Below are 26,075 nucleotides of genomic sequence, written 5' to 3' on the forward strand. Positions count from 1 at the left end.
GGCTGAGTAGTTTTGGCTTAACGCTACCATTATCAGATAATCTGCGCTAAGCTTGCTCGCGTTTATCATTGCTTAAAATAACCAAAGAGACTTCAGCATGGCAGATTATTTTAATTGGATTAAAGCGGCACACATTATATCCGTGGTGTGCTGGTTTGCAGCGATTTTCTACTTGCCGCGCCTATTTGTCTATCATGCAATGAGCGATGACAAGATCAGTCAAGAGCGCTTTACTATCATGGAGCGCAAGCTCTATCGCGGCATCATGACGCCAGCTATGATAGCGACTTGGGCTTTTGGGTTATGGATGGTGTTTTTGGGTTGGGACGTCTATAAAACCCAAGGCTGGCTACACGTAAAGATATTCTTAGTTATTCTATTGTCCGCTTATCATGGTGCCTGTGGTTTTTATCGTAAAAAGCTGGTCGATAACCCGCAATATAAGTCGCATGTATTTTGGCGCTGGTTTAATGAAGTACCCGTATTTGCTTTAGTCATTATTGTGATTCTAGTGGTGGTTAAACCGTTCTAAAATTGGCTCTAGTATAGGCAATGCTTAATAAAAAAGCGTCCCTCACTTCATCAAGTGAGGGACGCTTTTTTATGTTTGAATAAACTATATTAAGAAGGTCTGTATTAAACGTTCGGGCGCATAATTTGATAGACATTGCTCAAATCATAAACACGATAGCGCGCAGGCTCGCGGCGGCTCTCGCCAGCATAGCTTAATATCAGCGCTTGCTTTGCTTGCTCATCAACCCAGCCAACAAACAATCCGCTGTGCTCGACACCGTTATAACCATGATTGATATAGTAGAGCCAGTCACCAACTTCGATTTCACCACTATTGGCATAAGGACCTTGACCATAGGTACCTTTATGGATGGTATCGCGCGTCACCCCGGCTCGTTTGAACACCGCATTCAGATAATCCCAGCAGCCGCCTTGAATAATCGTACGCTCGTTCAGCGCCATTTTACGGGCAGTGCTGATGACTTCACGGGCAGCCAGACTACTTTGCGTTTCGGCATTGCTGAGTAACGGTAGATACTCGCTATCGACATTATCATAGTTGCCTGATAAAAATGCGGGTAGAACTGACGATACTTGGCGTTGTACTTCAGGATAACGATAATTAGGTTGGTTTCTGCTAACATAAGCATTTTGGTTAGAGTAGGTTTTATTAGCATAGCTACTATTAGAATAACTTGGTTGCGTATTACTTGTATTCGAACGATAACTATTAGAAGTACCAGCACGTTGGATAGTGGATCGCGTACTGATTTTAGCAGCAGGGACAGCGGGGTACGATGGTGTATAGCGGGCGCTATAATCAGTTAGAGAAGATTTTTGAGCAATCAAGCTGCTCATACTATCGGCGTGAACTTGACCGACTGCACCCAGAGTAAGTAATAATGCACTGCACGACGTTGTGATTGACCAAATGGGCAAACGCGACATGACTAGCTCCTTGTCAATATAGTATCAATAACCATAGTAGCGATAACCGTATTCATTATAAGTATGATGAGATTTTTCAATCTTACTTATAAACCATTTGGACAAGATTCTGCAAGCCTTATCACGCTTAAATAAACGATAAAAGGTATAAACATAAGGATAAGCGGTAAATAAATGATATAAGATGTGCAGGTTAAAAATCTAAAACATTAAAAAAACCTTTAATAATAAAGGTCTTAATCGCTGCTCATTTTGATATTAACATGACGTTTGGTCAGTGTTTGACCTTGTAGAATGGCTTTGGTAGCAGTGGCTTCTTGGATATTATCAAAGCCACTAATACAATATTTACGTTTAGAATCGCCATCAGTAATCTCTAATTGCTCGCCTACTAGACTTATCGTATCGCTGTCAGTTAGCTTGATAGGCATACGCTTGCCTTGGTTGTCATGTACCAGCTCACCAGCACGCACCCATAAGATGCCGCTACTAATATTACCTGCCATGGCTTTTTTATGCTGTTGACGCTGCCGATTAAAAAAGAAGCTACCGATAATCAGCAGTGCAAGCGCACCAATTGACCATCGTACCGGCAACAGACTCATTGCCAGCGCGACGCATACTGCGCCTACCAATAACGCCGCACCAAACCAAAACAACCCATTGTCTAATGCTTGGGGCTGTCCTTGTAAGGTAATTTTGGCGCCGTCATCAGTCAGCTTAAGCATGCACGTTTACCTATAAAAAAGCAGTGAAAGTATTATAAAAATATGAATAGTAAGCCGTATTGCGGTCTTATATGACTACCAACCTAAGGCAGTTTTTTGCATAGCAATCAGCTCAGCGATACCTTTTTCGGCTAGAATAAGCATGTCATCAGCTTGGGCGCGAGTAAATGGCTTTTCTTCCGCCGTCCCTTGTAGCTCAATAAATTCGCCTTTTTGGGTCATCACCACGTTCAAATCCGTATCACAGCTGGCATCTTCTTCGTAGTTTAAATCTAAGTACGCTTTACCATCTTTCATACCGACAGAAACGGCAGCAACCAAGCCAATCAATGGATCCGCTTTTAGTTTCTTAGTTTTTTGGATGCTCTCTAAGGCATCGATAAGGGCAATCGCGGCACCGGTCACACTAGCAGTACGAGTACCACCATCCGCTTGCAAGACATCACAATCTAGGTAAATGGTATTTTCACCAAGCTTACTCAAATCAATCATGGCGCGTAAACTACGGCCGATTAAACGCTGGATTTCTTGGGTACGACCTGATTGCTTACCGCGAGCCGCTTCACGTTGATTACGAGTATTGGTCGCGCGTGGCAACATGCCATATTCAGCCGTGATCCAGCCTTTGCCTTTACCTTTGAGCCAACGCGGTACGCCAGACTCTACACTTGCGGTGCACAGTACTTTGGTGTCGCCAAAGCTGACCAATACTGACCCTTCAGCATGCTTAGTGTAATGGCGCTCAAAGCTGATTGAGCGAAGTTGATTAAGCTCACGGTTGTCAATACGCATAAAATTCCCTAGTACGAAGTTGTAAAAGCAGTGTTATAAAATAAGAGGTTTAGATTTAAATTTATGGTTATGTGGTTAGCCAATCAGTATTTCCAGCAAATTTATTTATTAAAATAAATGACAGCTGAATGCTCTAGCAGGGCTAAATGTTAGGTTATCCTAACGTGACAACGGTGCAATAGCAAGATTCACACAAGCTATCGCACCGCTGTATTGATTAAAAATAGCTGTAAAAGTTATTCTAAACCTTCCATCTTACGCAATTCTTTACGCAGGATTTTGCCCACGTTTGATTTTGGTAATTCGTCAACGAATTGAATATGACGTGGACGCTTATAGCCGGTCAGTTGTTTTTTGCCAAAATCAAGCAGCTCTTGCTCGGTCACATTGCCTTTTTTGACCACATATAGCTTTGGGTCTTCGCCGCGATCATCATTTGGAATCCCGATCGCGCCGCACTCTACTATCCCTGGATGCTCGCTCATGGCTTCTTCGATTTCATTTGGATAGACATTAAAACCAGAAACCAAAATCATGTCTTTTTTGCGGTCAACAATTTTGATAAAGCCTTTTTCGTCCATAATGCCGATATCGCCTGTTTTAAGATGACCACTGGCAGTAAAGCTTTCAGCCGTTTCTTCAGGACGGTTTTGATACCCAATCATGACTTGTGGACCTTTGACACAGATTTCACCACGCTCACCGATAGCCACCATTTTTTCATCATCATCAATCAAAATGACATCGGTACTAGGGGCAGGGATACCAATCTTCCCAGTAAATTCAGCAATGGTCATTGGGTTAAAGGCAACCACTGGTGAGGTTTCAGACAAGCCATAGCCTTCAACGATAGGCAGACCAGTGATCTTATGCCACTCTTTTGCCACGCTTGGTAGTACCGACATACCGCCACCGATAGAGGCTTTTAAACTAGAGAAATCCAAATCTGCAAAACTTTCTTTATGTACCAAGCCATTAAACAAAGTATTTACTGCAGGGATAAAGGCCGGTTTGTATTTGCCCATCTCTTTAATCAAACCATCAAGATCACGCGGATTTGGAATCAGCAAACCAGCACAACCTTGGTACATGCTATACATCCCGCAAACCATAAACGAGAACACATGGTATAGCGGTAGCGCGGTCAAAAGCACATCAGTAGCGTCTATATCTTCTTCAAAAGCGCTGTCCATGAGCGCGCTAATCTGTAACATATTGGCGATTAAGTTACCATGAGACAGCATCGCACCCTTAGCTACCCCAGTCGTACCACCAGTATATTGCAATAATGCCACATCGCTTAAGTTCAAATCAGGACGCTGATATTTGCTAGCTGATACGGCACTTAATGCCTGCTTAAAGCTCGTGCTCTCTGGCAAACGATACGCGGGAATCATTTTTTTGACATGGCGCGCGACCAGATTGACCACGTGTCCTTTAATCGTACCTAACATATCGCCAATTTTACAGACGATAACATGCTTCACTTGACCCTTATCTTGCGCATCTTGATAAGTTTTTGCAAAGTTTTCGACGATGAACAATGCTTTGGTGCCACTGTCATGCAGCTGATGCGATAACTCGCGGCTGGTATACAAAGGATTGACATTGACCAGCACCATACCTGCGCGAATGATACCCAAAGCCACCACAGGATACTGCAAGATATTGGGCATCATGACACCGACTTTATCACCTTTTACGAGCCCTAATGACTGTAAATAACTGGCAATTTGACGACTGTATAAATCTAATTGCTTAAAGGTAATAGAAGCACCCATGCAGATATAGGCAGTTTTCTGTCCATAACGGCTGAAATTACGCTCGAACACATCAAGTAAAGAGGTACTGTCATCTGGCATCTCAATGGTAGGATTAATGCCATAGCGCTCATAAGCACTTAACCATGGACTGTCACTCGCTATCGTCGGCATAGTAGGAAATGCGTTCGTTCCAGCCTTTGATTGAGTATTATTCGCAGCTTTATGGTCTGTCATCTCTTTATTGATATTATCAGTCATAATTTTCCTTAAATGTGGCCGTTAAAATATAGAATATGTCTAATTAAATCACCGTGGTCGTTAGTCACTCATTTGCAAAATCAAAAACTTGTGAATAAGAAGTCTTTTCGCTCATAAGCAAACAGATCTTATCATTCACAAATCTTTTAAATCAAAATTATCACCTTCACACTCCACTCTATTATTTACTATAAAACCGTTAAAGCTAACACAGCTACAGTGCTTTATAGTGATCATTCTGTGAAAGCTCTGGGCTAAAAAATCCACACTTTTATCGTTAAGTGCAAAAAATATCGATACGGACTATATCAGCTTTATGGAGAATTCTCTATGAATACCACCAAATCATAATAGGAAAACAAAAAAATGATAAGGCCCTATATAAGCGACCTTATCATCATTGATAACCATCTTTTACAACAATATATCATAGCTATTTTTACTGGCTGTTTCTACTAACTGCCACATCAACTACTAAGCGGTTTTCATCCCTGCTTCTTACTAACAGATAAAGATGAAAGCAGATAAAAAGCGCTTTGAACTTGATGGTAAATATTCTAACCGTGGTTCTTTTCTTCAAGTACGCGTAGATCTTTATGTAAAATCTTACCGACGTTCGATTTTGGCAACTCATCGATGAACTCAACGTAACGCGGACGCTTATAACCGGTTAGGTTTTCTTTGCTATAGGCAAGCACTTCTTCTTTCGTCAAGCTGTCATCACTACGCACCACATAAATCTTCGGTACTTCGCCACTCTTTTCGTCTTCGACACCGATGACACCACATTCCAAAATCTTTGGATGGGCGGACATCACATCTTCTACTTCGTTTGGATACACGTTAAAGCCTGATACCAAAATCATGTTTTTCTTACGATCAACAATTTTAAAATAGCCTTCTTCATCCATCACACCGATATCACCGGTACGGAAATAACCGTCAGACGTCATGACTTCAGCCGTAGCATCATCACGTTTCCAGTAGCCTTTCATCACTTGCGGACCACGAACACAAATCTCACCGCGCTCACCAAGGGCTACTTCATTGCCTTCTTCATCCAAGATAGCCATGTCAGTCGCTGGCATCGGCAGACCGATATTGCCTGAGAATTCACCATTACCCTGTGGGTTTGCAGACGCAACCGGAGAAGTCTCTGACAGACCATAACCTTGTACAATCACGTTACCAGTAATTTTTTGCCATTTCTCAGCAGTATCTTTTAGAACCGCCATGCCACCGCCCATAGACATCTCAAGCTTGCTATGATCTAAGGCTTTAAATACCTCACTGTTCGCCAATGCATTAAACAGGGTATTAACTGCTGGGAAAAACGCAGGTGGGTAATCTTTATAAGCCTTGATCAAGCTTGCACCATCACGTGGATTCGGCACCAGTAGACCGATACAGCCGCGATATAAGCCGAACATGCCACAAACGGTAAATGAGAAGATATGATACAGCGGCAATGCCGTCATGATAACGGGTTGCTCAGCCATACCGTCAAATTTATCGAAAGCGTCACCAAGATAGGTATCACACTGAATCAGGTTGGCAACTAAGTTGCCATGGGTAAGCATCGCGCCTTTGGCCACACCTGTGGTACCACCGGTATATTGCAGAACAGCAATATCATCAAGGCAGATATTATCTGGACGTTTATAATTTTTCGCCGGAAAGCGATTCAGTGCCGTTTTAAAGTTGGTGCTGCTTTTAAGATTATAATCAGGTACCAGTTTTTTCACATGGCGCACGACCATATTGACAATAAAGCCTTTCAACGGGCTCATCAAGTCGCCCATCGAGGTTACAACGACATGGTCAACCAAGTCTTTACCAATCTCTTCATAGGTTTTGGCAAAGTTCTCTAAAATAAATAATGCTTTGGTATCAGAGTCTGTTAGCTGATGCTCAAGCTCTTTTGAGGTATAAAGCGGATTGACGTTGACCAAGGTCATACCCGCACGCAGCACACCCAATACTGCAACTGGTAGCTGCAAAATATTTGGCATCATAACGCCGACTTTATCGCCTTTTTTCAGCCCCAGTGACTGCAAGTAGGCAGCAATTTGTTTACTATAGCGATCTAAATCTTCGTAGGAAAGCTTGACGTCCATACACACAAACGCTGTTTTACCAGCATGTTTAACAAAATTCCGTTCAAATATATCGATTAAAGAAGTATTAGCGGCTGGCATATCAATATCATATTGAATACCAAGCTTTTCATAAGTTTTTACCCATACTTTATCGTTACGACGGATCTGGTTACCTTGATTTTCCATAATCTTACTTCTCCTAATAAATAATGCGCTACTGTAAACCCATAATTATCACAATGTGATAAACGTACAAAAACTCGGTGCGCAAGCTCACCACAGTGATGGCAAGCAAGGCTGGCGGTGCAAAGATATTGTGATGAGTCAACAATTTAGCGGTAAATAGCCCTTTATTGTTTAACATACACACTTTATACAAACTACTCAATACAAAAAAATGCTACTTGAGTTCGTAAAGTAACTTGACGGTCAATATTTACATTTATATCAGTGAGTTAATTAGGATTCCGAGGAATTAACCCACTTTTTGTTGATAAGTATTTATCGTCTATTCGTAGATAGAATCCATTAAAATCTGGAAGTGACATTGAGCAAAACGATAAGCGCTTAGCCTGTACACTGCTTGCCTGCATCGATTTTATGATTATGAGCATTGTTAAGGCTATATGGATGAAAACGTTAATGTGATAAGTAAGAGAATAAAAACAGTAACATGAACGACACTCATCTTATATTCTAAAAACTATCGACCAAAACGTTATAGGATCATCATGCTTAATAAGACCATTAGCTTAAGCACGTCATGCACTGTCGTTTATACTGAGTAGTGGCTTTTTAATTGCACCAATATCCTTTAGGATAGCACTATCCTATTTGCACGATTGCACCGATTTTTTATACCTATTAAAACTGATAAGTGAACCCTATTTTATGTCCGATGTTATCGATCACACGCTTGACCCAATCCTTGCAAATGAACCAATGGATACGCGCTCAGTGGCAGAGTTCGCTGAGCAAGCCTATCTTAATTATGCCATGTACGTCATCATGGATCGGGCGCTGCCAAATATTGCTGATGGTCTAAAGCCTGTCCAGCGCCGTATTGTTTATGCCATGAGCGAGCTTGGGCTAAAATCGACAGCGAAGGCGAAAAAATCTGCGCGTACAGTCGGTGACGTGTTGGGTAAATATCATCCGCATGGCGACAGCGCTTGTTATGAAGCGATGGTACTGATGGCACAGCCTTTCAGCTATCGCTATCCACTCATCACTGGTCAAGGTAACTGGGGTAGCCCAGATGATCCGAAATCATTTGCGGCCATGCGTTATACCGAAGCCAAAATGTCTGCTTATGCCAATACCTTGCTCGCGGAACTTGGTCAAGGTACGGTTGATTGGCAAGATAACTTCGATGGTACGATGTTGGAGCCAACCACCCTGCCTGCCCGCCTGCCCAATATTTTATTAAATGGAACAACTGGTATCGCCGTCGGTATGGCAACGGATATTCCGCCGCATAACCTGAATGAGGTGGTACGCGCAGCGATTCGTCTGCTCAAAAACCCTGAGCTATCGGTTAAGCAATTAACTCAATCGATACCAGCGCCTGATTTGCCAACCCCAGCTGAGATCATCACCAGCAAAAAAGACTTGCAAGCGATATACGAGACTGGACGTGGCAGCTATAAAATGCGGGCGACCTTCCATATTGATCCGAAAGAGAAAAATCTTGTCATCATCAATGCCCTTCCTTACCAAGTCTCAGGCAATAAAATTCAAGAGCAAATCGCCAAGCTGATGACCGATAAGAAGCTGCCTTGGATTGTTGATATTCATGATGAGTCAGACCACGAAAACGCTTGCCGTATCGTGCTTGAGCTAAAATCTACCCGCGTCGACGTGCAGCGAGTAATGAGCCATCTGTTTGCCAGTACGGATCTAGAAAGCAATTATCGCGTCAACATGAATATGATTGGCCTAAACGGTAAACCGCAGGTCAAAAACCTAAAAGAAATCCTTGATGAATGGCTAGTCTGTCGCCGCTCAGTGGTTACGCGCCGCTTGCAATATCGTCTTGATAAAATCGATAAGCGCTTGCATATCCTCGCAGGTTTGCTGATTGCGTATCTGAATATCGATGAAGTTATTCGCATCATTCGTGAAGAAGACGACCCAAAATTATCATTAATGCAAGATTATGACCTGACTGAGATACAAGCCAATGCTATCTTGGATATTCGTCTGCGTCAGTTAGCTAAACTCGAAGAGATTGAGCTGCGCCGCGAGCAAGATGATCTAGCTGCTGAACGCGCCATCATTCAAGAATACTTGGACAATCCAGATAGCCTGACCAATTTGATGATTGATGAGCTCACCGCCGATATGAAAGAACACGGTAACGAGCGCGTATCGCAATTGGCAGAACGCGAAGAAGCGCAAGCCCTCAAAGAATCTGACCTCGTACCAAGCGAGCCTGTCACCGCTATCCTATCGAAAGCGGGCTGGATACGCGCGGCTAAAGGTCATGACGTTGATGCTGCTGGCATGGCTTATCGCTCAGGTGACAGCTATCAAGCGCACGTCCGCGCTAAATCTAATGAGAAGATCTACGTGCTCGATAGTACCGGACGCAGCTATAGCATTGACGCGCATAGCCTTGCTTCGGCTCGTGGTCAAGGCGATCCTCTGACCAGCGTCTTAAAACCGCCAGCAGGTGCGACTTTTGAGCAATTGCTAACCGGTGATAATGACCAGCGTATTATTTTAGCCAGCTCGCAAGGCTATGGTTTTATTAACACCATTGGTAATCTAGATAGCAATCAAAAAGCCGGTAAAAATATCATTAACCTAGCTGCTGATAGTCGTTTATTACCTATCGCCCGTATTGATGCTCAAACTGAGGTGATTGTAAGCTCTGAGAATAATGGCATCCCTGCTAGCGAAAATAGCGCTACTCTCGATCATATCGCTGTGGTCACCAATGCTGGCTATTTATTAATCTTTGCGCTTGATGACTTACCGGAACAAGCTCGCGGTAAGGGCAATAAGATGATTACTCTAAAAGGTGATGAAGAAGTACTTACCATCACGCCACTCAGTAAACGAGACAGCTTAATCATTACTGCTGGCAAGCGTCATGTAACCTTAAAGCCAATGGACTTAGCAAACTATACTGCTAAACGTGGCAGTCGTGGTGGTCAGCTACCAAGGGGCTTTCAGAATGTGACGAGTGTAGAGGTTGTTGGGTAGTTAGAGTGATATAACTACTAAAGAATGAATCTTAATTAAGGACTTATCATGGAAGACTTAACCATATTTGAGAACTGGCTCGAAAAGCATTTACCTGAGGTTGTGAAAGATTTGAATCCACCTGCTACTATGGAAGAAATTCAATTATTAGAGAAAACAATTGGTAGGAGCTTACCAGAAGATTTTATTTCGTTATATCAATGGCATAATGGACAAATGGGTAATGCGCCTACTGGACTTTGGTATGGCTTAGAGTTTATGTCTATCAAAGGAATTATTAGTCATATTGAGTTAGAAAAACAGATAATAAAAGAGATAGGAAAAGATGTAATTAATTCAATGAGTGAATGGATGAAATCAACTCCCGATGGTTTTTTCAAAAAAGCTAGTAATAATCAATTTTGGATTCCATTTGCCTACGACTATGGTGGAAATTTTTTAGGAATAGATTTAGATCCAGATAAACTTGGCATAGTTGGGCAAGTAATAAACTTTGGTCGCGATGAAAATAGAAAAATAGTAGCCAACGAAAGTATTAGTGATTTTCTATTTTGGCTAATAGAAGAACTAAGTGATGGTAATTTCAATATAAATATTGAAGATGATGGAGGTAGAAGTTTGAATATGCTTACTCCCAAGAGCGGACATTTTTTAGATGCTTTAGCAAAAATTTATCCTGGGTAGAAGTGATAGCATATGATGGATAGCTCCATAACATTAGCAAAACTACATGAATTCATTTTATTACAACCCTGCTACTTCCTTATAGTTAATACGTTTCAAATCAGTAGCGATGCTAATCTTTAATATAATAGGACTTTGAAAGCCACTATGAATAATAAAACCCCCACCCCAAAAATCATATTTTTTGATATCGATGATACCTTAAGCCGTAACGGTATTATCGCCGCGCACAATCAAGCAACGCTTGAAGCGCTTGCCCAAACTGACATTAAACTGGTGATTTCAACCGGACGTTCCAAAGCCATATTGCCTGCTGATATATTAGCCTTGCTTGAGGCTGATGTATTGGATGCCATTATCTGTATGAATGGACAATATAGTTTTAATAAAGATGGCATGATTAGTCATTATCCTTTAACCGATACGCAGACCAACAAGATTGTAATGCTATGCCAAAAAAGTGAACTCATTCACAAATTTGACTCCGCAACGCATATTGCATGGTCACATGAAAACGCGCGCCTGCGTGAATACAATGCGATAACGCCTAATTCTATCCTTGACCCAGATTATCATAAGGCAAATACGGTTTATCAATGCTCTGTATTCTTTAACACTCAAGAAGAGAAAATGCAGGAAATTGACTTTGCCCAAGATGATTTGAAACTGGTGCATTGGCATCATATTGGCGCAGATATATTACCAATCGAGGCATCTAAAGCACGCGGTATCATCGATTTATGCCTGCATTACGATATTGATGCGAAGGATTGTATGGCATTTGGTGATGGGCTAAATGATTTAGAGATGTTTGATTTGGTCGGCTATGCGGTGGCAATGGGCGATGCAAAGCCTGAACTGATCGCGCGTGCGGATTTTGTCACTGGGACAATTGAAGAATATGGAATACAAGCGGTACTCGATCATTTGCATATAGCATCGTGACAGTGTGGGCTTGAATAAGGTCATTTATCAGTTTAATCAAGCAGATGAATGGTCTGCAAATAGGCAGGTTGAACCATTCATCTGATCTATCACTACATTTAACTGCGTTTAAATACTAATCCATAAAGCCAACTACCTATTTTATAAAGTGCGACAGCGATCAAAACAAAGATCAATGCAGCGATTAAATAAGCCAAAAAAGCGGGTAAATTGGTCAACCAGCCAATAGTGAATGCCACGCCAAGATAAGCTTCCCATGGCCAGCTTAACAAGGGCGTGTTCATACCATCATTGAAAAAAGCGATGATGGCGCACAGTCCTATAATAGCAGTAATAATGCCAGCGATTTTACGGTTCGTCATCTCGTCTCTCTTGTACAATCAAGTCAATTTATTTAGTAAATAATGCCATTATTAAGGCATGGTCAAGCCGCCATCAACGGCAATAGATTGACCAGTAATAGCTGAGCTTAAGTCAGATGCCATCAATAGTACTGAATTTGCAAAGTCGGCAACTGAGGTTGCTTGGCGTAGTGGTGTGGTGGTGGCGATATAATCAAACACATCTTCAGTGGTTAATTTACTAGCGTCAGTCGTTTTTAATAGTCCACCTGCTAGCAAGTTCACACGAATACCATATTGCCCAAGCTCCGCTGCTAGATTACGCGTTAGACCAATAAGCGCTGATTTTGCCGTCGTATAGTCGTAATAAGTGACCACCGGATTGTAAACCAAGTTGGTTGAGATATTGATGATCTTACCCATCTGCTGAGTTTTCATTTGCGGTAATACCGCTTGTACTGTATTGACGGCACCTTGGACAATGCCGTCAATTTGCTGAGAAAAATGTGCCCATTTCACAGTCTCGATACTGGTGTAATCAGCACTCGGGTTAAACTGATAGCTCGGCAAGGCATTGTTGACCAATATATCAATACATCCGAAACGTTCTATAACTTTTGCTGCCATTGCTTGCATTTGTGCTAAATCAGTTACATCCCCTTGATAAGTAAAAGCACGCCCGCCTTCTGCTTCGATATCAGCAACCACTTTTTCAGCCGCCTCTTTACTATGCAAATAATTCACGCAAACGCTCGCGCCTGCCGCTGCCATCTGCATGGCGATTTGAGTGCCGAGACCACGACTGGCGCCTGTAACGATAGCAACTTTATCAGTAAGAAGTGCCGGAATAACGGTTTGAGCCATGATGTTGTATCCTTTATTATTATGTTATGGTTAGAGTATGACTATACTTAAAGAGCTCTGGCTAAAGACCAAGTCACGCTTATCATAGCATGATTGATTGCTATCATTTCATGAGCAGTACTTCTAGCATTGGCTAGTGCTGAACTCAGTTAAATCACTGCCCTGTAAATTTCGACTTACCATGATCATAACCGTATAATGAATTAATTTTATGACGGATCATGCGCCCGCTTTTCACCTTTTGCCCTAATTTAGGAGAGACATTTTGTCCCATTTATCTTCATCCAATTGGTCTACTCACGCCTCTATTAAAATACTGCCTAAAGCATTACTCTGTGCCGCCATCGGACTCTCTATTACCAGCTGTAGCAAATCTGATAACGCGCCTATCGATAGTTCTGCTACCAGCGATGTCACGTTGAACCTTTATAACTGGTCAGAGTATATGCCGCAAGAAATACTTGACGGCTTTACTGAAGAGACCGGTATCAAAGTCAATTACACCACCTTTGACTCTAATGAAGCCATGTATGCCAAGCTAAAGCTGCTTGATGATTCTAGCCAATACGACTTGGCGATTCCATCGACGTATTATGTCGAAAAAATGGCAAAAGAAGGTCTGCTACAAGAGCTTGATAAGTCTAAATTGAGCAATTTTAAAAACCTTGATACTTCTTTTACCAATACCAAGGTTGACCCAGAAAACAAATACTCGATTCCTTATATGTGGGGCAGCACCGGTCTTGCTATCAATGGCGAGACGGTTGATCCAGCCACGGTCAATAGTTGGAATGACTTATGGCGTCCTGAGTATAAGGGTCAAGTGATGCTGATGAATGATATGCGCGAAGTGTTTGGCATGGCGCTATTAACCCTAGGCTACTCTGGCAATAGTAGAAATCCTGACGAAATTAAAGCCGCGTATGAGAAGCTCACAACCTTGATGCCGAATGTAAAAACCTTTAACTCAGATGCTTCACGTATGCCATATATGGAAGGTGAAACCAGCGTCGGTATGACGTGGAATGGTGAAGCTATCATTGCTAATAGTGAAGGTCTCACCAGTTTGGTGTATAAATACCCAACCGAAGGTGCGATATTATGGATGGACAATTTTGTCATTCCTAAAAACGCCACGCAAGTCGATGCAGCCCACAAGTTCATAGACTATCTGCTACGTCCTGAGAACTCCAAAATTGTTAGTGAAGAGATAGGTTATGCGTCGCCTAATAGTGCGGCACGTGAAATGATGCCAGATGACGTCAAAAATAATCCAACCATCTACCCTAGTAAAGACGTATTGGCAAAAGCTGAATTCCAAGAAGATGTTGGTGATGAAGCATTGCAGGTGTACCAACAGTATTGGGATAAGCTAAAAACTGGTCGTTAATCGTTGTTTATTAATGGCCGATTTTTGATAGCCGTTTTTAATAATTATGATTGTAAAAAAACGCTGACTTTATAGAGTCAGCGTTTTTTATTTATAAATGCAAATCTGTTTCACCGCCATGCTCCTCTATACGTCGTTGTTCACGGCGCTGGTAGCGCAGACCAGAAGCCGCAAACCACTGCGGCTTAGTCTCTTGTAATAAGTCACTAAGCTGCTGTAATTGCACTTGTAAAGTTTGTGTCAACCAAAAGTAGCCCTGCCATTCAAAGCCTAAATTTTCTACGCTTGGATATTCTGATAAGGTAATACGCGTAATGGGACGAAACACCTCATCACTTGGGCTACGCAACACTGCTGCCATATGTTGCATCACTTGGGTTAATTCATGCTGATAATGTATGAGCAGGATATGATTATCCTCATCGATCTCGATACTGGCTAAGCGCGGTGCTGCCGTTAGCAGCAGATCAATCGTACCAATAATATTTCGGTGGGTACGTTGAATACTCTCAATTGTCTCTTTATCGATACCAGACTCGCTCGTTGTTGCTGCTAAATGGGGGCGTACCGCTAAGAGTCTTTTATTGATCTGCTGTAGCTCTATCACTAAGGCTTTGTTAACAGGTACGGCAAAGACTGTTGGATTGACGTACTGAACAGCACCATCAATCAATTCTTCAGCAGTATCGATATGATTGCCTACTCTAGCATAAAGATTACTACAAGCATCGAGGTTACTAGCCAGTAAGAATCGCCACATCAATGTGGACTTCAATGGCAAAATCAATGTCGCTGCAACGGCAAGGCCAGTACCAAGTAAAATATTGAGGGCACGGTAGATACCATCTTGGCCGATAGTGCTTTGACCCAAATCTGAGACAATCATCAACATGGTTATACCAGTCAATAACCCTGTGTAGCCAAGATTCCTAATCGCCAGATAGCCAATAATACCACTCATCAGTCCGATGATGACATAATCTACCCACAACCATGTCCCTACGCCTTGACTAAACCATACAATACCGAGCGCAGCACCAATACCCAATAAAGTACCAAGTACTCGTTCTTTAGCCTTAGTATAAATTGCACCTTGATACTGTAGCAATCCTAGAATAATAAAAACAGTGATAGTCGTCCATTCTCCATGTGGAAAATTGGTGACTTTATTGACTAATAAAGCGAGTATAACTGCCACGCCCAAACGTATAGCATGCAGCACATCAGCATGCTGATAGCGAGCGTATGGCTCTATCACAGGAGCGGTAAATCGTTGTAAAAAAGTCGGCTTCACGCAGCACATCTCTTATCATTAATGAGAATTAAAATTAAAAAAAGCATAAAAATAACGCCTTTTACCTATTAAAAGATAAAAGACGTTAAGTGTCAAAACAAGCTCGCACATCACCAGAAAAAGGCAAAGTTAAGTGAGCATTTGGGTGTCAATCAGTCTAATTACTACACTTCTAAATAATCTAAAATCCCTTCAGCCGCTTCACGACCTTCCCAAATGGCAGTGACTACCAAATCAGAGCCACGTACCATATCGCCGCCGGCAAAGATCTTAGGATTATTGGTTTGGAACTTAAAGGTTTGTTTTTCCGCTGCCAATACTCGACCAGATTTGTCCATAGAAATTTGCTGCGCGTCAAACCAATCCGCAGGGCTTGGACGGAAACCAAATGCCATAATCACTGCATCACAGGGTATAATCTCTTCTGAGTTGGCAATTGGCTCAGGATATTGACGACCGTTTTCGTCTGGTGCGCCCAGATGCGTCGTTACTACTTTTACCGCATTGACCTTACCGTTTAAGCCAATTATTTCAGTCGGTTGGCGGTTAAATAAGAACTCAACCCCCTCCTCGCGTGCATTGACCACTTCACGACGTGAGCCTGGCATATTTTCCTCATCACGGCGATAAGCACAGAATACTTGCTCAGCACCTTGACGAATACTGGTACGATTACAGTCCATTGCGGTATCGCCACCACCCAACACCACGACTTTTTTGCCTTTTAGGTCGATATACTCGCCTGAGTCTTTTTCCCAATCATTACAGCGATTTACGTTGGCAATCAGGTAATCCAGAGCGTCATACACACCCTCCAATTCTTCACCAGCAAAGCCGCCACGCATATAGGTATAAGTACCCATACCCATAAATACAGCATCATACTCACCGAGCAGCTCATCAATACTGACATCGGTACCAACTTCTGTCTCGAGGCGGAATTCCATGCCCATGCCTTCAAAGATGACACGGCGATTACGCATGACGTCTTTTTCCATTTTGAACTCTGGAATACCGAAAGTTAATAAACCACCAATCTCTGGACGTTTATCAAAGATAACGGGTTTGACGCCATTTCTGACCAAGATATCTGCGCAGCCAAGACCTGCAGGTCCTGCTCCAATGATGGCAACCTTCTTGTCTGTCCAAATAACCTTAGACATATCAGGACGCCAGCCGAGGGCAAAAGCGGTGTCATTGATATACTTCTCGACATTGCCAATCGTCACGGCACCAAAGCCGTCATTGAGTGTGCAAGAGCCTTCACATAAGCGGTCTTGCGGGCACACACGTCCACAGACTTCAGGCAAAGTATTGGTTTGATGACACAATTCTGCAGCTTGGAAAATTTGACCCTCAGCGGCTAGTTTTAACCAATTAGGAATGTAATTATGTACGGGGCATTTCCACTCACAATACGGATTGCCACATTCTAAACAGCGATGCGATTGCTGAGCGACTGATTCACTTTCAAACGGCTGATAAATTTCAACAAACTCTGTTGAACGCGTGGCGATGTCTTTTTTGATCGGCTCAAGCCGTGGCACATCTAAAAACTGAAAACTATTTTCTAAGCGTTTTGCCATGGTATTGTCTCTTTTATATAGGGGTCTTTTATAGTGGTTAACGACAGTCGATATAGGCAGCCTCAATGAGGCAAATTTACTTATATAGGCTGTCATTTACCTGCTCAAAACATCTATAAATTCATTTTTAGAATAACGTCGTGCACCTCTAATATCTATATATTATGGTACACAACGCTATCAATAAATCAGATCAATTATTGCGGATCGGCGGTCGTGGTTTTAAGCAAAGTTGCAACGTTTGCTGCTTTTGGCTTAACCAAATAGAACTTACGCGCATAATGCTCGAAGTCCGCTAATATGGTCTGCCCCCATGCGCTACCCGTTTTATCGACATGCCTTTCGATGACCTGCTGTAAGTAGATACGGTGGCTTTCCATCTGCTCGCTTGAAATACGATTTAAATCAATCAACTCATGGTTGCAGCGATCAAAGAAATCACCTTCTAAATCGAGTACATAAGCAAATCCACCCGTCATGCCTGCGCCAAAGTTAAGACCAGTACGTCCAAGTATGGTGATGATACCGCCCGTCATATACTCGCAGCAATGGTCGCCTGTGCCCTCGATAACAGCATGAGCACCTGAGTTACGAACACCGAAACGCTCCCCTGCCGTACCAGCAGCATATAGCTTGCCACCTGTTGCACCATACAAGCAGGTATTACCTACAATGGCAGTATCTTGCGTCACAAAGCTTGAGTCTTTTGGTGGATAAATTACAATCTCACCGCCTGCCATGCCTTTACCAACATAATCATTGGCATCGCCTTCAAGCTCAATATGCAAGCCACCAGCATTCCAAACACCTAGACTTTGTCCTGCTGTTCCGGTCAAATGCAGCTTAATAGGTTTGTCACTCATGCCAAGATTGCCCCATAACTCTGCAATCTCGCCTGAGATACGCGCCCCAATCGAGCGATCACAGTTACCAACGTAATAACTATAGTCGCCACCATTGCCTTGACGAATATTCAGCAGCATATCACTAATCATCTGCTCAGCAAGCAAGCCTTTATCAAATGGCTCATTGCGCTCAACTTGACAAGTCTGCGCTTTGCCGCTACTGGCAGGATGACTAAATAATAGAGGCGATAAATCAAGATGCTGTTGCTTAGCAGTATTGCCTTCTAATATATCAAGCAAGTCAGTACGTCCAACCAACTCTTCCATCGTGCGCACGCCAAGCTTTGCAAGCCATTCGCGTGTTTCGGTTGCGACAAATTTAAAGAAATTAATCAGCATTTCAGCTTCACCGATGAAGTGATCATCGCGTAGCTGGGCTTTTTGAGTGGCAACGCCCGTTGGACAGTTATTTAAATGGCAAATACGTAGGTATTTGCAACCGACCGCTATCATCGGCGTCGTGCCAAAACCAAAGCTCTCAGCACCAAGAATGGCGGCTTTGACCACATCAAGTCCTGTCTTTAGACCGCCATCGGTTTGGATACGAACTTTATGACGCAAGCCATTAACGCGTAATGATTGATGAGTTTCAGCAAGACCTAGCTCCCAAGGCGAACCAGCATGATGGATAGACGACAGTGGTGATGCTGCCGTACCGCCGTCATAACCTGAGATAGTAATCAAGTCAGCATAGGCTTTTGCCACACCTGTTGCAATCGTGCCAACACCCGGACGCGAAACCAACTTAACTGACACCAACGCATCTGGATTGACTTGCTTAAGATCAAAAATAAGCTGCGCCAAATCTTCAATCGAGTAAATATCATGATGCGGCGGCGGTGAAATCAACGTCACTCCAGGCACAGAGTAGCGTAAGCGGGCGATTAAAGCATTGACCTTACCACCTGGCAGCTGACCACCTTCACCAGGTTTTGCCCCTTGAGCAACCTTGATCTGCATGACTTCTGCTGAACGCAGATAGGCGGGCGTTACCCCAAAACGACCAGAGGCAACTTGTTTAATTTTTGAGTTACGCAGTGTCCCGTAACGTACAGGGTCTTCACCGCCCTCACCTGAATTTGAGCGACCACCAATGGTATTCATAGCGATAGCGATGGCTTCATGCGCTTCTGGCGACAGCGCGCCTAGCGACATGCCAGCAGAGTCAAAACGCGACAAAATGGCCGAGATATCTTCAACCTCATCTACTTCAAGAGGATTATCCGTTTTAAGCTGTAATAAATCACGTAAAGTAGCGACCGGACGGCTATTAACGATTTCTGCATACTGACGGTAATTGTCATAATTACCAGTTCGTACCGCCAAATGTAGGCTATTAATCACATCAGGATTAAAGGCATGATACTCTTTATTAAAGACAAATTTTAATAAGCCGCCTTGGTCAAGTGGGGCACGACGCTTAAAGGCATTTGCCGCGAGCTGTGCTTGATCCGCTGCCAAATCAGCAAAGGTTGCGCCTTTAATACGACTTTGCACGCCTTTAAAGCACAGATTAACCACTTCTTCAGAAAGACCTACCGCCTCAAATAACTGCGCACCGCGATATGACACGATGGTAGAGATACCCATTTTTGATAAAATCTTTAGCAGACCTTTATCTAAGCCTTTACGGAAATTTACCCGTGCCTGAATCGGATCACCAAGCAGCTCGCCAGTCGCAACCAAATCATCAATCACGTCATAAGCTAGATAAGGATAAACGCAGGTCGCACCAAAGCCAATTAATACCGCGACTTGATGTGAATCACGTGCCAGACCGGTTTCAATAATTAAATTGGCATCAGTACGAATACCTTGTGCAATCAGATAATGATGCACCGCCCCTGTGACCATTATGGCGTTGGCAGGGACTTTATCTACCGCAATGTCTTTATCAGATAAGACAATCAAGGTATGACCAGCACGAATGCTACTGGCAACTTGCTCGCAGATAGAGATAATGGCAGCGGAAAGTTCTAATGTACGGTCATAATTTAAGTCGATACGTGCCATCTTAAAAGCAGGATCATTCACAGTTTCAAGTTGCTGCATCTTACTTGCTGAGAGCACCGGCGATGACAAGATAATACGATGCGCGTCGCGGGCTGATGGCGCAAACACATTGGTTTCAGCGCCGAGGCACGTCTGTAGCGACATTACAATAGATTCACGTAGTGGATCAATCGGTGGATTGGTCACCTGTGCAAATTGCTGGCGGAAGAAATCACCGACATGACGAATCTGCTGTGACAGTACCGCCATTGGCGTATCATCACCCATCGAACCAACTGGCTCTTGCGCATTTTCAGCGTTAGGGCGGATGATTTCTGTACGCTCTTCATTGGTGATGTGATACATTTTTTGCAATGCTTTTAACGGCTCACCGCGACATGCCTGTGCAGCTATCTCTTCTTCTAAGCGCTCATCATCACGGATATGAGTCGCCTCGTCACGTAACCATTTACGATACGGATGCGCCTTTTTAAGCAAGGTCGCGATGGCTTTGGTATCCATTATTTGACCGGTTTGAGTATCAATGACTAGCATCTGACCGGGTCCAACACGACCTTTAGCGAGCACGTCTTTTGGCTTATAGTCCCAAACCCCTACTTCTGAGGCGACCGTAATATAACCATTCTTCGTCGTCACCCAGCGCGATGGACGTAAACCGTTCCGATCCAGCATACAGACGGCATAGCGACCATCTTGAATCACGAGACCTGCAGGACCATCCCATGCTTCCATATGCTGCGAGTAAAACTCATAAAATGCCCGCAAGTCCATATCCATGCTATCGACATTCTGCCAAGCAGGTGGCACCAGAATCGACATTGAATGAAACAAGCTCATACCACCTGACATCAGAACTTCTAGCATATTGTCTAAGCTAGATGAGTCTGAGCCACTACTATTAACTAAGGGCGTTAGCTCATTCAAATTGGGTAATTTATCTGATTTTAATTTTGGCGTACGCGCCTCAGACCAGCTGCGGTTGCCGGAGATGGTATTTAGCTCACCATTATGCGCCAGATAGCGGAAAGGCTGGGCTAGTGGCCAGCGCGGTAGCGTATTGGTTGAAAAACGTTGATGGAATACCACAATATGCGACGCCAAACGCGCATCTTGCAAATCTAAGAAGAAAGCTGGCAAGTCTGAAGGCATCACCAAACCTTTATAAATAATAGTCTGACAGCTCAATGAGCAGACATAAAACAGCTCATCATCAACCAAGCGTTGCTCAGATTTTTTACGCGCTACAAACAGCTTGCGATTAAAATCATCTGCCGCTAAACCATCCGGCGCATTGACAAATACTTGCTTAAAATCTGGTAATGTCTGACGCCCAATTTCACCGACAATGCTTAAATCAAGTGGTACATCGCGCCAGCCGGCTACCTCTAAGCCTTGCGCGGTAATCTCTTCATTTAATACCTGTAGGCTATGCTGAGCCGTTGCCGTATCTGGATTGACGAATACCATACCAACCGCGAAGTTATCCGTTATCTCAAACTGTTGCTCTGCTGCAATGTCTCTAAAAAAGGCAACGGGCGTCGCTAATAATAAACCACAACCATCGCCGGTTTTGCCATCAGCTGCCACGCCGCCACGATGGGTCATACAACTTAGGCTGTGAATGGCTGTTTTTACCAAGTCATGACTGGCCTGACCCTCAATATGAGCAATCAAACCAAAACCGCAATTGTCAGAAAAGTCATCTGGCGAGGCCAAATGCGTATGGGAGGAAATCATTGACATAGCTGGTCCTTTTAAGTAAGCGGAAGTTTATGCAACCAATGTGATGCACAAACCGTTTTCCGCAAGCAGAACGGGCTGGATTATATTTACATATCCGGATTAACAAAGCGCGAGCAGAAAAATTATTGCCAGTGCGCTGGGTATGATAAGAACAATTATCAAAGTACCCTGTATGCTAGCAACATTTGAGCCATCAATTTAACGCGGATTGATAGGATAACTTGGTGAAAGTATTCAATGGCAATCGTCGCAAATCAAAATATTAAGCACTTCAACGTGACTACTTGTCGATCTTATGTTGGCTATAGGTTTCAATATGAATCTTATAATCTTCAATGACCAAACTAGTAAATAGCTGAAAAAACGCAGTTTATCCATCAAATGTGAATATAAGACGCATATATTCAAGCGCCTTAACAATCCTAATAAGGATGATAGTAAGAGAAGTTGCGCCACTTGCGATATGCTGATCGTAGCGGATAACTAGTAACTAGCTAACAAGTAGCAGCGCTTGAGATATGATGTTTTCTGTTAATCATTTATCCTAGATCTAATAAAATTAGAAGCTAACAAATGACCATTTACGATAACTATACAGAGCGTCACCCATCCTTATATTAGTGAATGATTAACAAAAAATCTAGTCTTTTCTGCCGATTCATCCGTCAGATTTTGTAAGTGTTTATATTGCTATTGGTTATATAAGATATCATAACCCATAAGTAAATGATTCATAAAAAAGCCCACTGTATTTTTTAGTGGGCTTTTTGACGTATATGCTTACTTAAAATTAGTCTTTCTTTTCTTCGATGAGCTCTTTTATACTGTCGTTTTTGGCTTTTGGCGCTGCCGTATTGTTAGAGCTATTATTGGCATTTTTATTCGCCGAGCTTGCATTTGAATTTTTATTATCCAAATTTGTACTGTTGGGATTGGTAGTGTTATTCGGCGCCTTAGGCGTGGCAACCACTGGTGGTTTTTTCGCTGAATTAGTATCAGTACCAGATACAACAGGCTTTTTGCTTTCTTGCTCAGGCTTACGGTTATTATCAGTACTTTTAGGAGCTGAGGTAGTAGGAGATTGCTCTTCTATACCGAAAATACGCTCCTCATTAACTGTCAAGGTATCAGAGGTATCAACGGACTGACGAATGCTTTCAGTCGCACTGCTATTGGTCGATTCTTGAGGAGTACGGTTGGTCGCATTGCTTGCGGATTGCTCACTGTTATTTACCGTAGGTGTTTTTTGACGTAGCGGCACTTCACGCTTGGTTGGTCTCAGATTGACGGCACGGGTACGTTTTGTACTCAAATCTTTTACAGGATCAGGGCGCTCATAATTATCAATGATGCTGACGTAGCGATTGATCTCTTCAGGCAATACTCGTACATTGGCAGGCAGCTTAAAATCTATCAGCTTAGCCGCACCAACTGCTTCTTGTGGACTACCCATCAAGCCATAAGTCAGCATATAACGGACTTGCTCGTTTTCATCAAGGTAGCGGAAATATGTAAATTTGCTACGGTCTTCACGTCCTTCTAGATAACTGACAATCACCTCATTTTCAGCGACATTCATGACCTGTACTGTCCACTTGCCTTTGTTGGCAAGCAGATAACGCTTATCTTTAAACTCATCAGGATAGCTGCGCAAATCACGAACCGTTTCATCAAAACTTATCGGTTGTACGTCAGTATCAAGCTCATGCAGCGATTCAATTTTCAATGGCTGCTCAAGCTCCGCACTCAGTGTTTTCGGCGCTGCTATGGGCGCGTTTTCTATCTTGGCACCCATCGCTGGCGTTTGGCTAAACATCCATACCAAAGCGGTGGTCACACCCAACATCAGAGTCGCTATCAGCCAAATCAGCGCTTGACGGCGATAGGATTGACTCGCGGTGCGAGTCGTCGAGCGAGATGCTGCCATGGAGGTGTCCTTGGTAAAGATATGCTTAGGATAGGGTCATAAAAATTATACAGATAAAACCAAGCGCTCTATACTCACTTCAAAATAAAAGAGAATCGCTTTTAGTACCGTGCTATTTCTATATTGAAAAATTAACTGCTCATAGCCATTTATAATGTATGTTCTTTTATAGCTTACGGTGCATGCATGGCTAGCACATCGGTGAGCAGATGCGGGTCAAAATCATTGGTTAATACTGCTTCACCCAATGATTTTAACAAAATAAGGCGGATTTGTCCGTGTTTCACTTTTTTATCATGCCCCATTAAGTCCAAAGCGGTCTGAACTTCAATAGGCGGCGGCGTGATCGGTAAATTGGCTAATGACAATATGCGCTTAACACGAGCAACCTCATCGCTCGTTAACCAGCCGATTTTTTGCGACAGCTCAGCCGCTTGTACCATGCCCGCAGCGACTGCCTCACCATGTAGCCAACTACCGTAACCTTCATGAGTTTCAATCACATGACCAAACGTATGACCAAAATTTAATAAAGCACGTACACCTGATTCTCTTTCATCTTGGGCGACAACATCAGCTTTGTACTGGCAGCAGCGCTTGACCGCTTCACCCAGTACCGCTAGATCTAAAGCCATCATCGCAGGCAGGTTGTGCTCAAGCCAAGTCAAGAACTCGGCATCCATAATCAGCGCATATTTAATAACTTCAGCAAGCCCTGCTGACAGCTCGCGCGCTGGCAGGGTTTTGAGTGTACTCATATCTGCCAATACCATTTGCGGCTGCCAGAATGCGCCAATCATGTTTTTGCCTTGCGGATGATTGATACCGGTTTTGCCGCCGACACTTGAATCCACTTGAGAAAGCAAGGTGGTTGGTATCTGAATAAAATTGACGCCGCGCATAAAGCTTGCCGCTGCAAATCCCGTCATATCACCAATGACACCACCACCAAGCGCAATCAGAGTCACATCACGATTAAAATGCGCTGCCATCAGCACGTCATAAATCTGATTGATACTCGACTGGTTCTTATATTGTTCACCATCTGGGAGCACACAGACTTTGACGGTAAACTGCGCTTCAAGTTCCTCTTGTAAAGCCTTTAAATATAAAGGCGCAACCGTTTCATTGGTGACGATAAGGACTTGACGACCTGTAATATAAGGGGCAACTTGGCTAGCCATACTGCTATTTTCTGCTATTGCGTTTTCAGTAATGACGATTGGATAGTCATGACTTTGCGTATGTACTGTCAAGTCAGCATGAAACAGTGGCGTTGCCATGAAAATCTCCTTAATTCTTACGAGTAAAATTTAACTAAATAGGTATTCGATAATATTGGTCATACTAGTCATTTTTTGACATCAGTCTTTTTCAGGCTCTGAATCGACAGACGTAGAGATACAAAATGAGTTAAGCTGCTGTAATAATTGATTGACCATGTGCCGTGGATACGTATGTCCTGTTGGCATAATGATATGCGCTACTTCCCTGTACAATGGATCGCGCGCGCTATATAAACCTTGCAGTATTTTTCTAGGGTTTGGCTGCTGTAATAAAGGACGCGACTTGTCTTTCGCAGTACGAGCCATTTGTACACCGACAGGCGCATTGAGATAAATAACGATACCGCGCTGCTTTAAATACTCACGATTTTCAGCGGCCATCACAGCACCGCCGCCAGTCGCTAAAACAATTTGCGGTTGCTGTGTTAGCTCATCGATTGCACGCGTTTCCCGTTCTCGAAAGCCTGCTTCACCTTCTTTGGCAAATATCCAAGCGATATCGGCACCGGTCTGCGATTCGATATACCAATCGCTGTCTACAAACGAGCGCCCGAGCTGCTTTGCCAGTAATCTGCCGATTGTGGTCTTCCCTGCTCCCATCGGCCCTACCAAAAATACCGACGGTAATTCCTCAACCATAGTACTCACTCAGCTAAATTAGGTATGATACAACGTCATTGATATTCTGGCTAGTAATGAGCTGTGATTATTGTTAGTAAAATCCTTGCCAGCCTAAAAATCAACCATTAAAAAAGCAAGCACTAAGGCTTGCTTTTTATGACTCAA

The 26,075-nt window shown here is 43.1% G+C and carries 19 protein-coding genes; 5 read left to right on the forward strand and 14 right to left on the reverse strand.

Translation table 11 applies throughout. The features are described 5' to 3' along the window. Positions 1–97 precede the first annotated feature (97 nt). Complete coding sequence (gene hemJ, locus VLA57_RS04280) at positions 98–532, forward strand: protoporphyrinogen oxidase HemJ (RefSeq protein ID WP_011514464.1); 435 nt, start codon at positions 98–100, stop codon at positions 530–532. A gap of 104 nt (positions 533–636) precedes the next feature. Here the strand turns inward: hemJ and VLA57_RS04285 are convergent, their stop codons facing one another. From VLA57_RS04285 to VLA57_RS04310, 6 genes are all read right to left on the reverse strand, one after another. Continuing rightward, positions 637–1,461: a hypothetical protein gene (locus tag VLA57_RS04285; protein ID WP_133104792.1), complete on the reverse strand. Its 825-nt coding sequence runs from the start codon at positions 1,459–1,461 to the stop codon at positions 637–639. 236 nt (positions 1,462–1,697) lie between these two features. Beyond that, positions 1,698–2,189 (reverse strand): hypothetical protein, encoded by a 492-nt coding sequence (locus tag VLA57_RS04290; RefSeq protein ID WP_133104793.1) that lies wholly within the window; start codon positions 2,187–2,189, stop codon positions 1,698–1,700. A 75-nt stretch (positions 2,190–2,264) separates the two neighbouring features. Then, entirely contained in the window at positions 2,265–2,981 is a 717-nt protein-coding gene (rph, locus tag VLA57_RS04295; RefSeq protein WP_011514467.1) for a ribonuclease PH, read from the reverse strand. A 236-nt stretch (positions 2,982–3,217) separates the two neighbouring features. After that, positions 3,218–5,002, reverse strand: coding sequence for an AMP-binding protein (locus VLA57_RS04300; protein WP_133104794.1), 1,785 nt, complete (start codon positions 5,000–5,002; stop codon positions 3,218–3,220). Between the two features lie 557 nt (positions 5,003–5,559). Continuing rightward, positions 5,560–7,287: an AMP-binding protein gene (locus VLA57_RS04305; RefSeq protein ID WP_133104795.1), complete on the reverse strand. Its 1,728-nt coding sequence runs from the start codon at positions 7,285–7,287 to the stop codon at positions 5,560–5,562. Positions 7,288–7,315: 28 nt separating this feature from the next. Then, positions 7,316–7,465, reverse strand: coding sequence for a hypothetical protein (locus VLA57_RS04310; protein ID WP_188004084.1), 150 nt, complete (start codon positions 7,463–7,465; stop codon positions 7,316–7,318). A gap of 527 nt (positions 7,466–7,992) precedes the next feature. Here VLA57_RS04310 and parC point away from each other — a divergent pair. From parC to VLA57_RS04325, 3 genes are all read left to right on the forward strand, one after another. After that, positions 7,993–10,311 carry a DNA topoisomerase IV subunit A gene (gene parC, locus VLA57_RS04315; protein WP_333954440.1) on the forward strand — a complete coding sequence of 773 codons (2,319 nt, stop codon included), beginning with the start codon at positions 7,993–7,995 and terminating at the stop codon, positions 10,309–10,311. A 48-nt stretch (positions 10,312–10,359) separates the two neighbouring features. Then, positions 10,360–10,995 carry an SMI1/KNR4 family protein gene (locus VLA57_RS04320; RefSeq protein ID WP_133104797.1) on the forward strand — a complete coding sequence of 212 codons (636 nt, stop codon included), beginning with the start codon at positions 10,360–10,362 and terminating at the stop codon, positions 10,993–10,995. Positions 10,996–11,142: 147 nt separating this feature from the next. After that, positions 11,143–11,940, forward strand: coding sequence for a Cof-type HAD-IIB family hydrolase (locus VLA57_RS04325; protein ID WP_333954441.1), 798 nt, complete (start codon positions 11,143–11,145; stop codon positions 11,938–11,940). A 98-nt stretch (positions 11,941–12,038) separates the two neighbouring features. Here VLA57_RS04325 and VLA57_RS04330 read toward each other — a convergent pair whose 3' ends face one another. Together VLA57_RS04330 and VLA57_RS04335 are read right to left on the reverse strand one after the other, a co-directional pair. Further along, a complete protein-coding gene (locus VLA57_RS04330; RefSeq protein WP_333954442.1) occupies positions 12,039–12,302 on the reverse strand; it encodes a hypothetical protein in 264 nt (87 codons plus the stop codon). A gap of 51 nt (positions 12,303–12,353) precedes the next feature. Further along, positions 12,354–13,145: a 3-oxoacyl-ACP reductase gene (locus VLA57_RS04335; protein WP_133104800.1), complete on the reverse strand. Its 792-nt coding sequence runs from the start codon at positions 13,143–13,145 to the stop codon at positions 12,354–12,356. A 265-nt stretch (positions 13,146–13,410) separates the two neighbouring features. Between VLA57_RS04335 and VLA57_RS04340 the strand changes: the two genes are divergently transcribed. Then, complete coding sequence (locus VLA57_RS04340; protein WP_333954443.1) at positions 13,411–14,535, forward strand: ABC transporter substrate-binding protein; 1,125 nt, start codon at positions 13,411–13,413, stop codon at positions 14,533–14,535. 91 nt (positions 14,536–14,626) lie between these two features. Here VLA57_RS04340 and VLA57_RS04345 read toward each other — a convergent pair whose 3' ends face one another. The 6 genes from VLA57_RS04345 to aroK all read right to left on the reverse strand — a co-directional run bounded on the left by VLA57_RS04345 (position 14,627) and on the right by aroK (position 25,928). Next, positions 14,627–15,838, reverse strand: a complete 1,212-nt coding sequence (locus VLA57_RS04345; protein WP_133104802.1) for an FUSC family protein — start codon at positions 15,836–15,838, stop codon at positions 14,627–14,629. Positions 15,839–15,993: 155 nt separating this feature from the next. Then, positions 15,994–17,415 (reverse strand): glutamate synthase subunit beta, encoded by a 1,422-nt coding sequence (locus VLA57_RS04350; RefSeq protein ID WP_133104803.1) that lies wholly within the window; start codon positions 17,413–17,415, stop codon positions 15,994–15,996. 197 nt (positions 17,416–17,612) lie between these two features. Continuing rightward, positions 17,613–22,076 carry a glutamate synthase large subunit gene (gltB, locus tag VLA57_RS04355; RefSeq protein WP_133104804.1) on the reverse strand — a complete coding sequence of 1,488 codons (4,464 nt, stop codon included), beginning with the start codon at positions 22,074–22,076 and terminating at the stop codon, positions 17,613–17,615. Between the two features lie 790 nt (positions 22,077–22,866). After that, positions 22,867–24,003, reverse strand: a complete 1,137-nt coding sequence (locus VLA57_RS04360) for a hypothetical protein (RefSeq protein ID WP_133104805.1) — start codon at positions 24,001–24,003, stop codon at positions 22,867–22,869. Positions 24,004–24,176: 173 nt separating this feature from the next. Further along, positions 24,177–25,286: a 3-dehydroquinate synthase gene (gene aroB, locus VLA57_RS04365; protein WP_133104806.1), complete on the reverse strand. Its 1,110-nt coding sequence runs from the start codon at positions 25,284–25,286 to the stop codon at positions 24,177–24,179. Between the two features lie 81 nt (positions 25,287–25,367). After that, positions 25,368–25,928, reverse strand: coding sequence for a shikimate kinase AroK (aroK, locus tag VLA57_RS04370; RefSeq protein WP_133104807.1), 561 nt, complete (start codon positions 25,926–25,928; stop codon positions 25,368–25,370). Positions 25,929–26,075 lie beyond the last annotated feature (147 nt).

This window comes from Psychrobacter sp. S4(2024) (assembly GCF_036861305.1).
Taxonomy (GTDB): Bacteria; Pseudomonadota; Gammaproteobacteria; order Pseudomonadales; family Moraxellaceae; genus Psychrobacter; species Psychrobacter cryohalolentis.

Excerpts from the sequence above, each read along its gene's own strand:
- VLA57_RS04310 (WP_188004084.1), bottom strand. The coding sequence starts at position 7,465 with ATGTTAAACAATAAAGGGCTATTTACCGCTAAATTGTTGACTCATCAC.
- VLA57_RS04300 (WP_133104794.1), bottom strand. The coding sequence starts at position 5,002 with ATGACTGATAATATCAATAAAGAGATGACAGACCATAAAGCTGCGAAT.
- gltB (WP_133104804.1), bottom strand. The coding sequence starts at position 22,076 with ATGTCAATGATTTCCTCCCATACGCATTTGGCCTCGCCAGATGACTTT.
- rph (WP_011514467.1), bottom strand. The coding sequence starts at position 2,981 with ATGCGTATTGACAACCGTGAGCTTAATCAACTTCGCTCAATCAGCTTT.
- VLA57_RS04335 (WP_133104800.1), bottom strand. The coding sequence starts at position 13,145 with ATGGCTCAAACCGTTATTCCGGCACTTCTTACTGATAAAGTTGCTATC.
- aroB (WP_133104806.1), bottom strand. The coding sequence starts at position 25,286 with ATGGCAACGCCACTGTTTCATGCTGACTTGACAGTACATACGCAAAGT.
- hemJ (WP_011514464.1), top strand. The coding sequence starts at position 98 with ATGGCAGATTATTTTAATTGGATTAAAGCGGCACACATTATATCCGTG.
- VLA57_RS04305 (WP_133104795.1), bottom strand. The coding sequence starts at position 7,287 with ATGGAAAATCAAGGTAACCAGATCCGTCGTAACGATAAAGTATGGGTA.
- VLA57_RS04345 (WP_133104802.1), bottom strand. The coding sequence starts at position 15,838 with ATGTGCTGCGTGAAGCCGACTTTTTTACAACGATTTACCGCTCCTGTG.
- VLA57_RS04325 (WP_333954441.1), top strand. The coding sequence starts at position 11,143 with ATGAATAATAAAACCCCCACCCCAAAAATCATATTTTTTGATATCGAT.
- aroK (WP_133104807.1), bottom strand. The coding sequence starts at position 25,928 with ATGGTTGAGGAATTACCGTCGGTATTTTTGGTAGGGCCGATGGGAGCA.
- VLA57_RS04290 (WP_133104793.1), bottom strand. The coding sequence starts at position 2,189 with ATGCTTAAGCTGACTGATGACGGCGCCAAAATTACCTTACAAGGACAG.
- VLA57_RS04285 (WP_133104792.1), bottom strand. The coding sequence starts at position 1,461 with ATGTCGCGTTTGCCCATTTGGTCAATCACAACGTCGTGCAGTGCATTA.
- VLA57_RS04320 (WP_133104797.1), top strand. The coding sequence starts at position 10,360 with ATGGAAGACTTAACCATATTTGAGAACTGGCTCGAAAAGCATTTACCT.
- VLA57_RS04330 (WP_333954442.1), bottom strand. The coding sequence starts at position 12,302 with ATGACGAACCGTAAAATCGCTGGCATTATTACTGCTATTATAGGACTG.
- VLA57_RS04360 (WP_133104805.1), bottom strand. The coding sequence starts at position 24,003 with ATGGCAGCATCTCGCTCGACGACTCGCACCGCGAGTCAATCCTATCGC.
- parC (WP_333954440.1), top strand. The coding sequence starts at position 7,993 with ATGTCCGATGTTATCGATCACACGCTTGACCCAATCCTTGCAAATGAA.
- VLA57_RS04350 (WP_133104803.1), bottom strand. The coding sequence starts at position 17,415 with ATGGCAAAACGCTTAGAAAATAGTTTTCAGTTTTTAGATGTGCCACGG.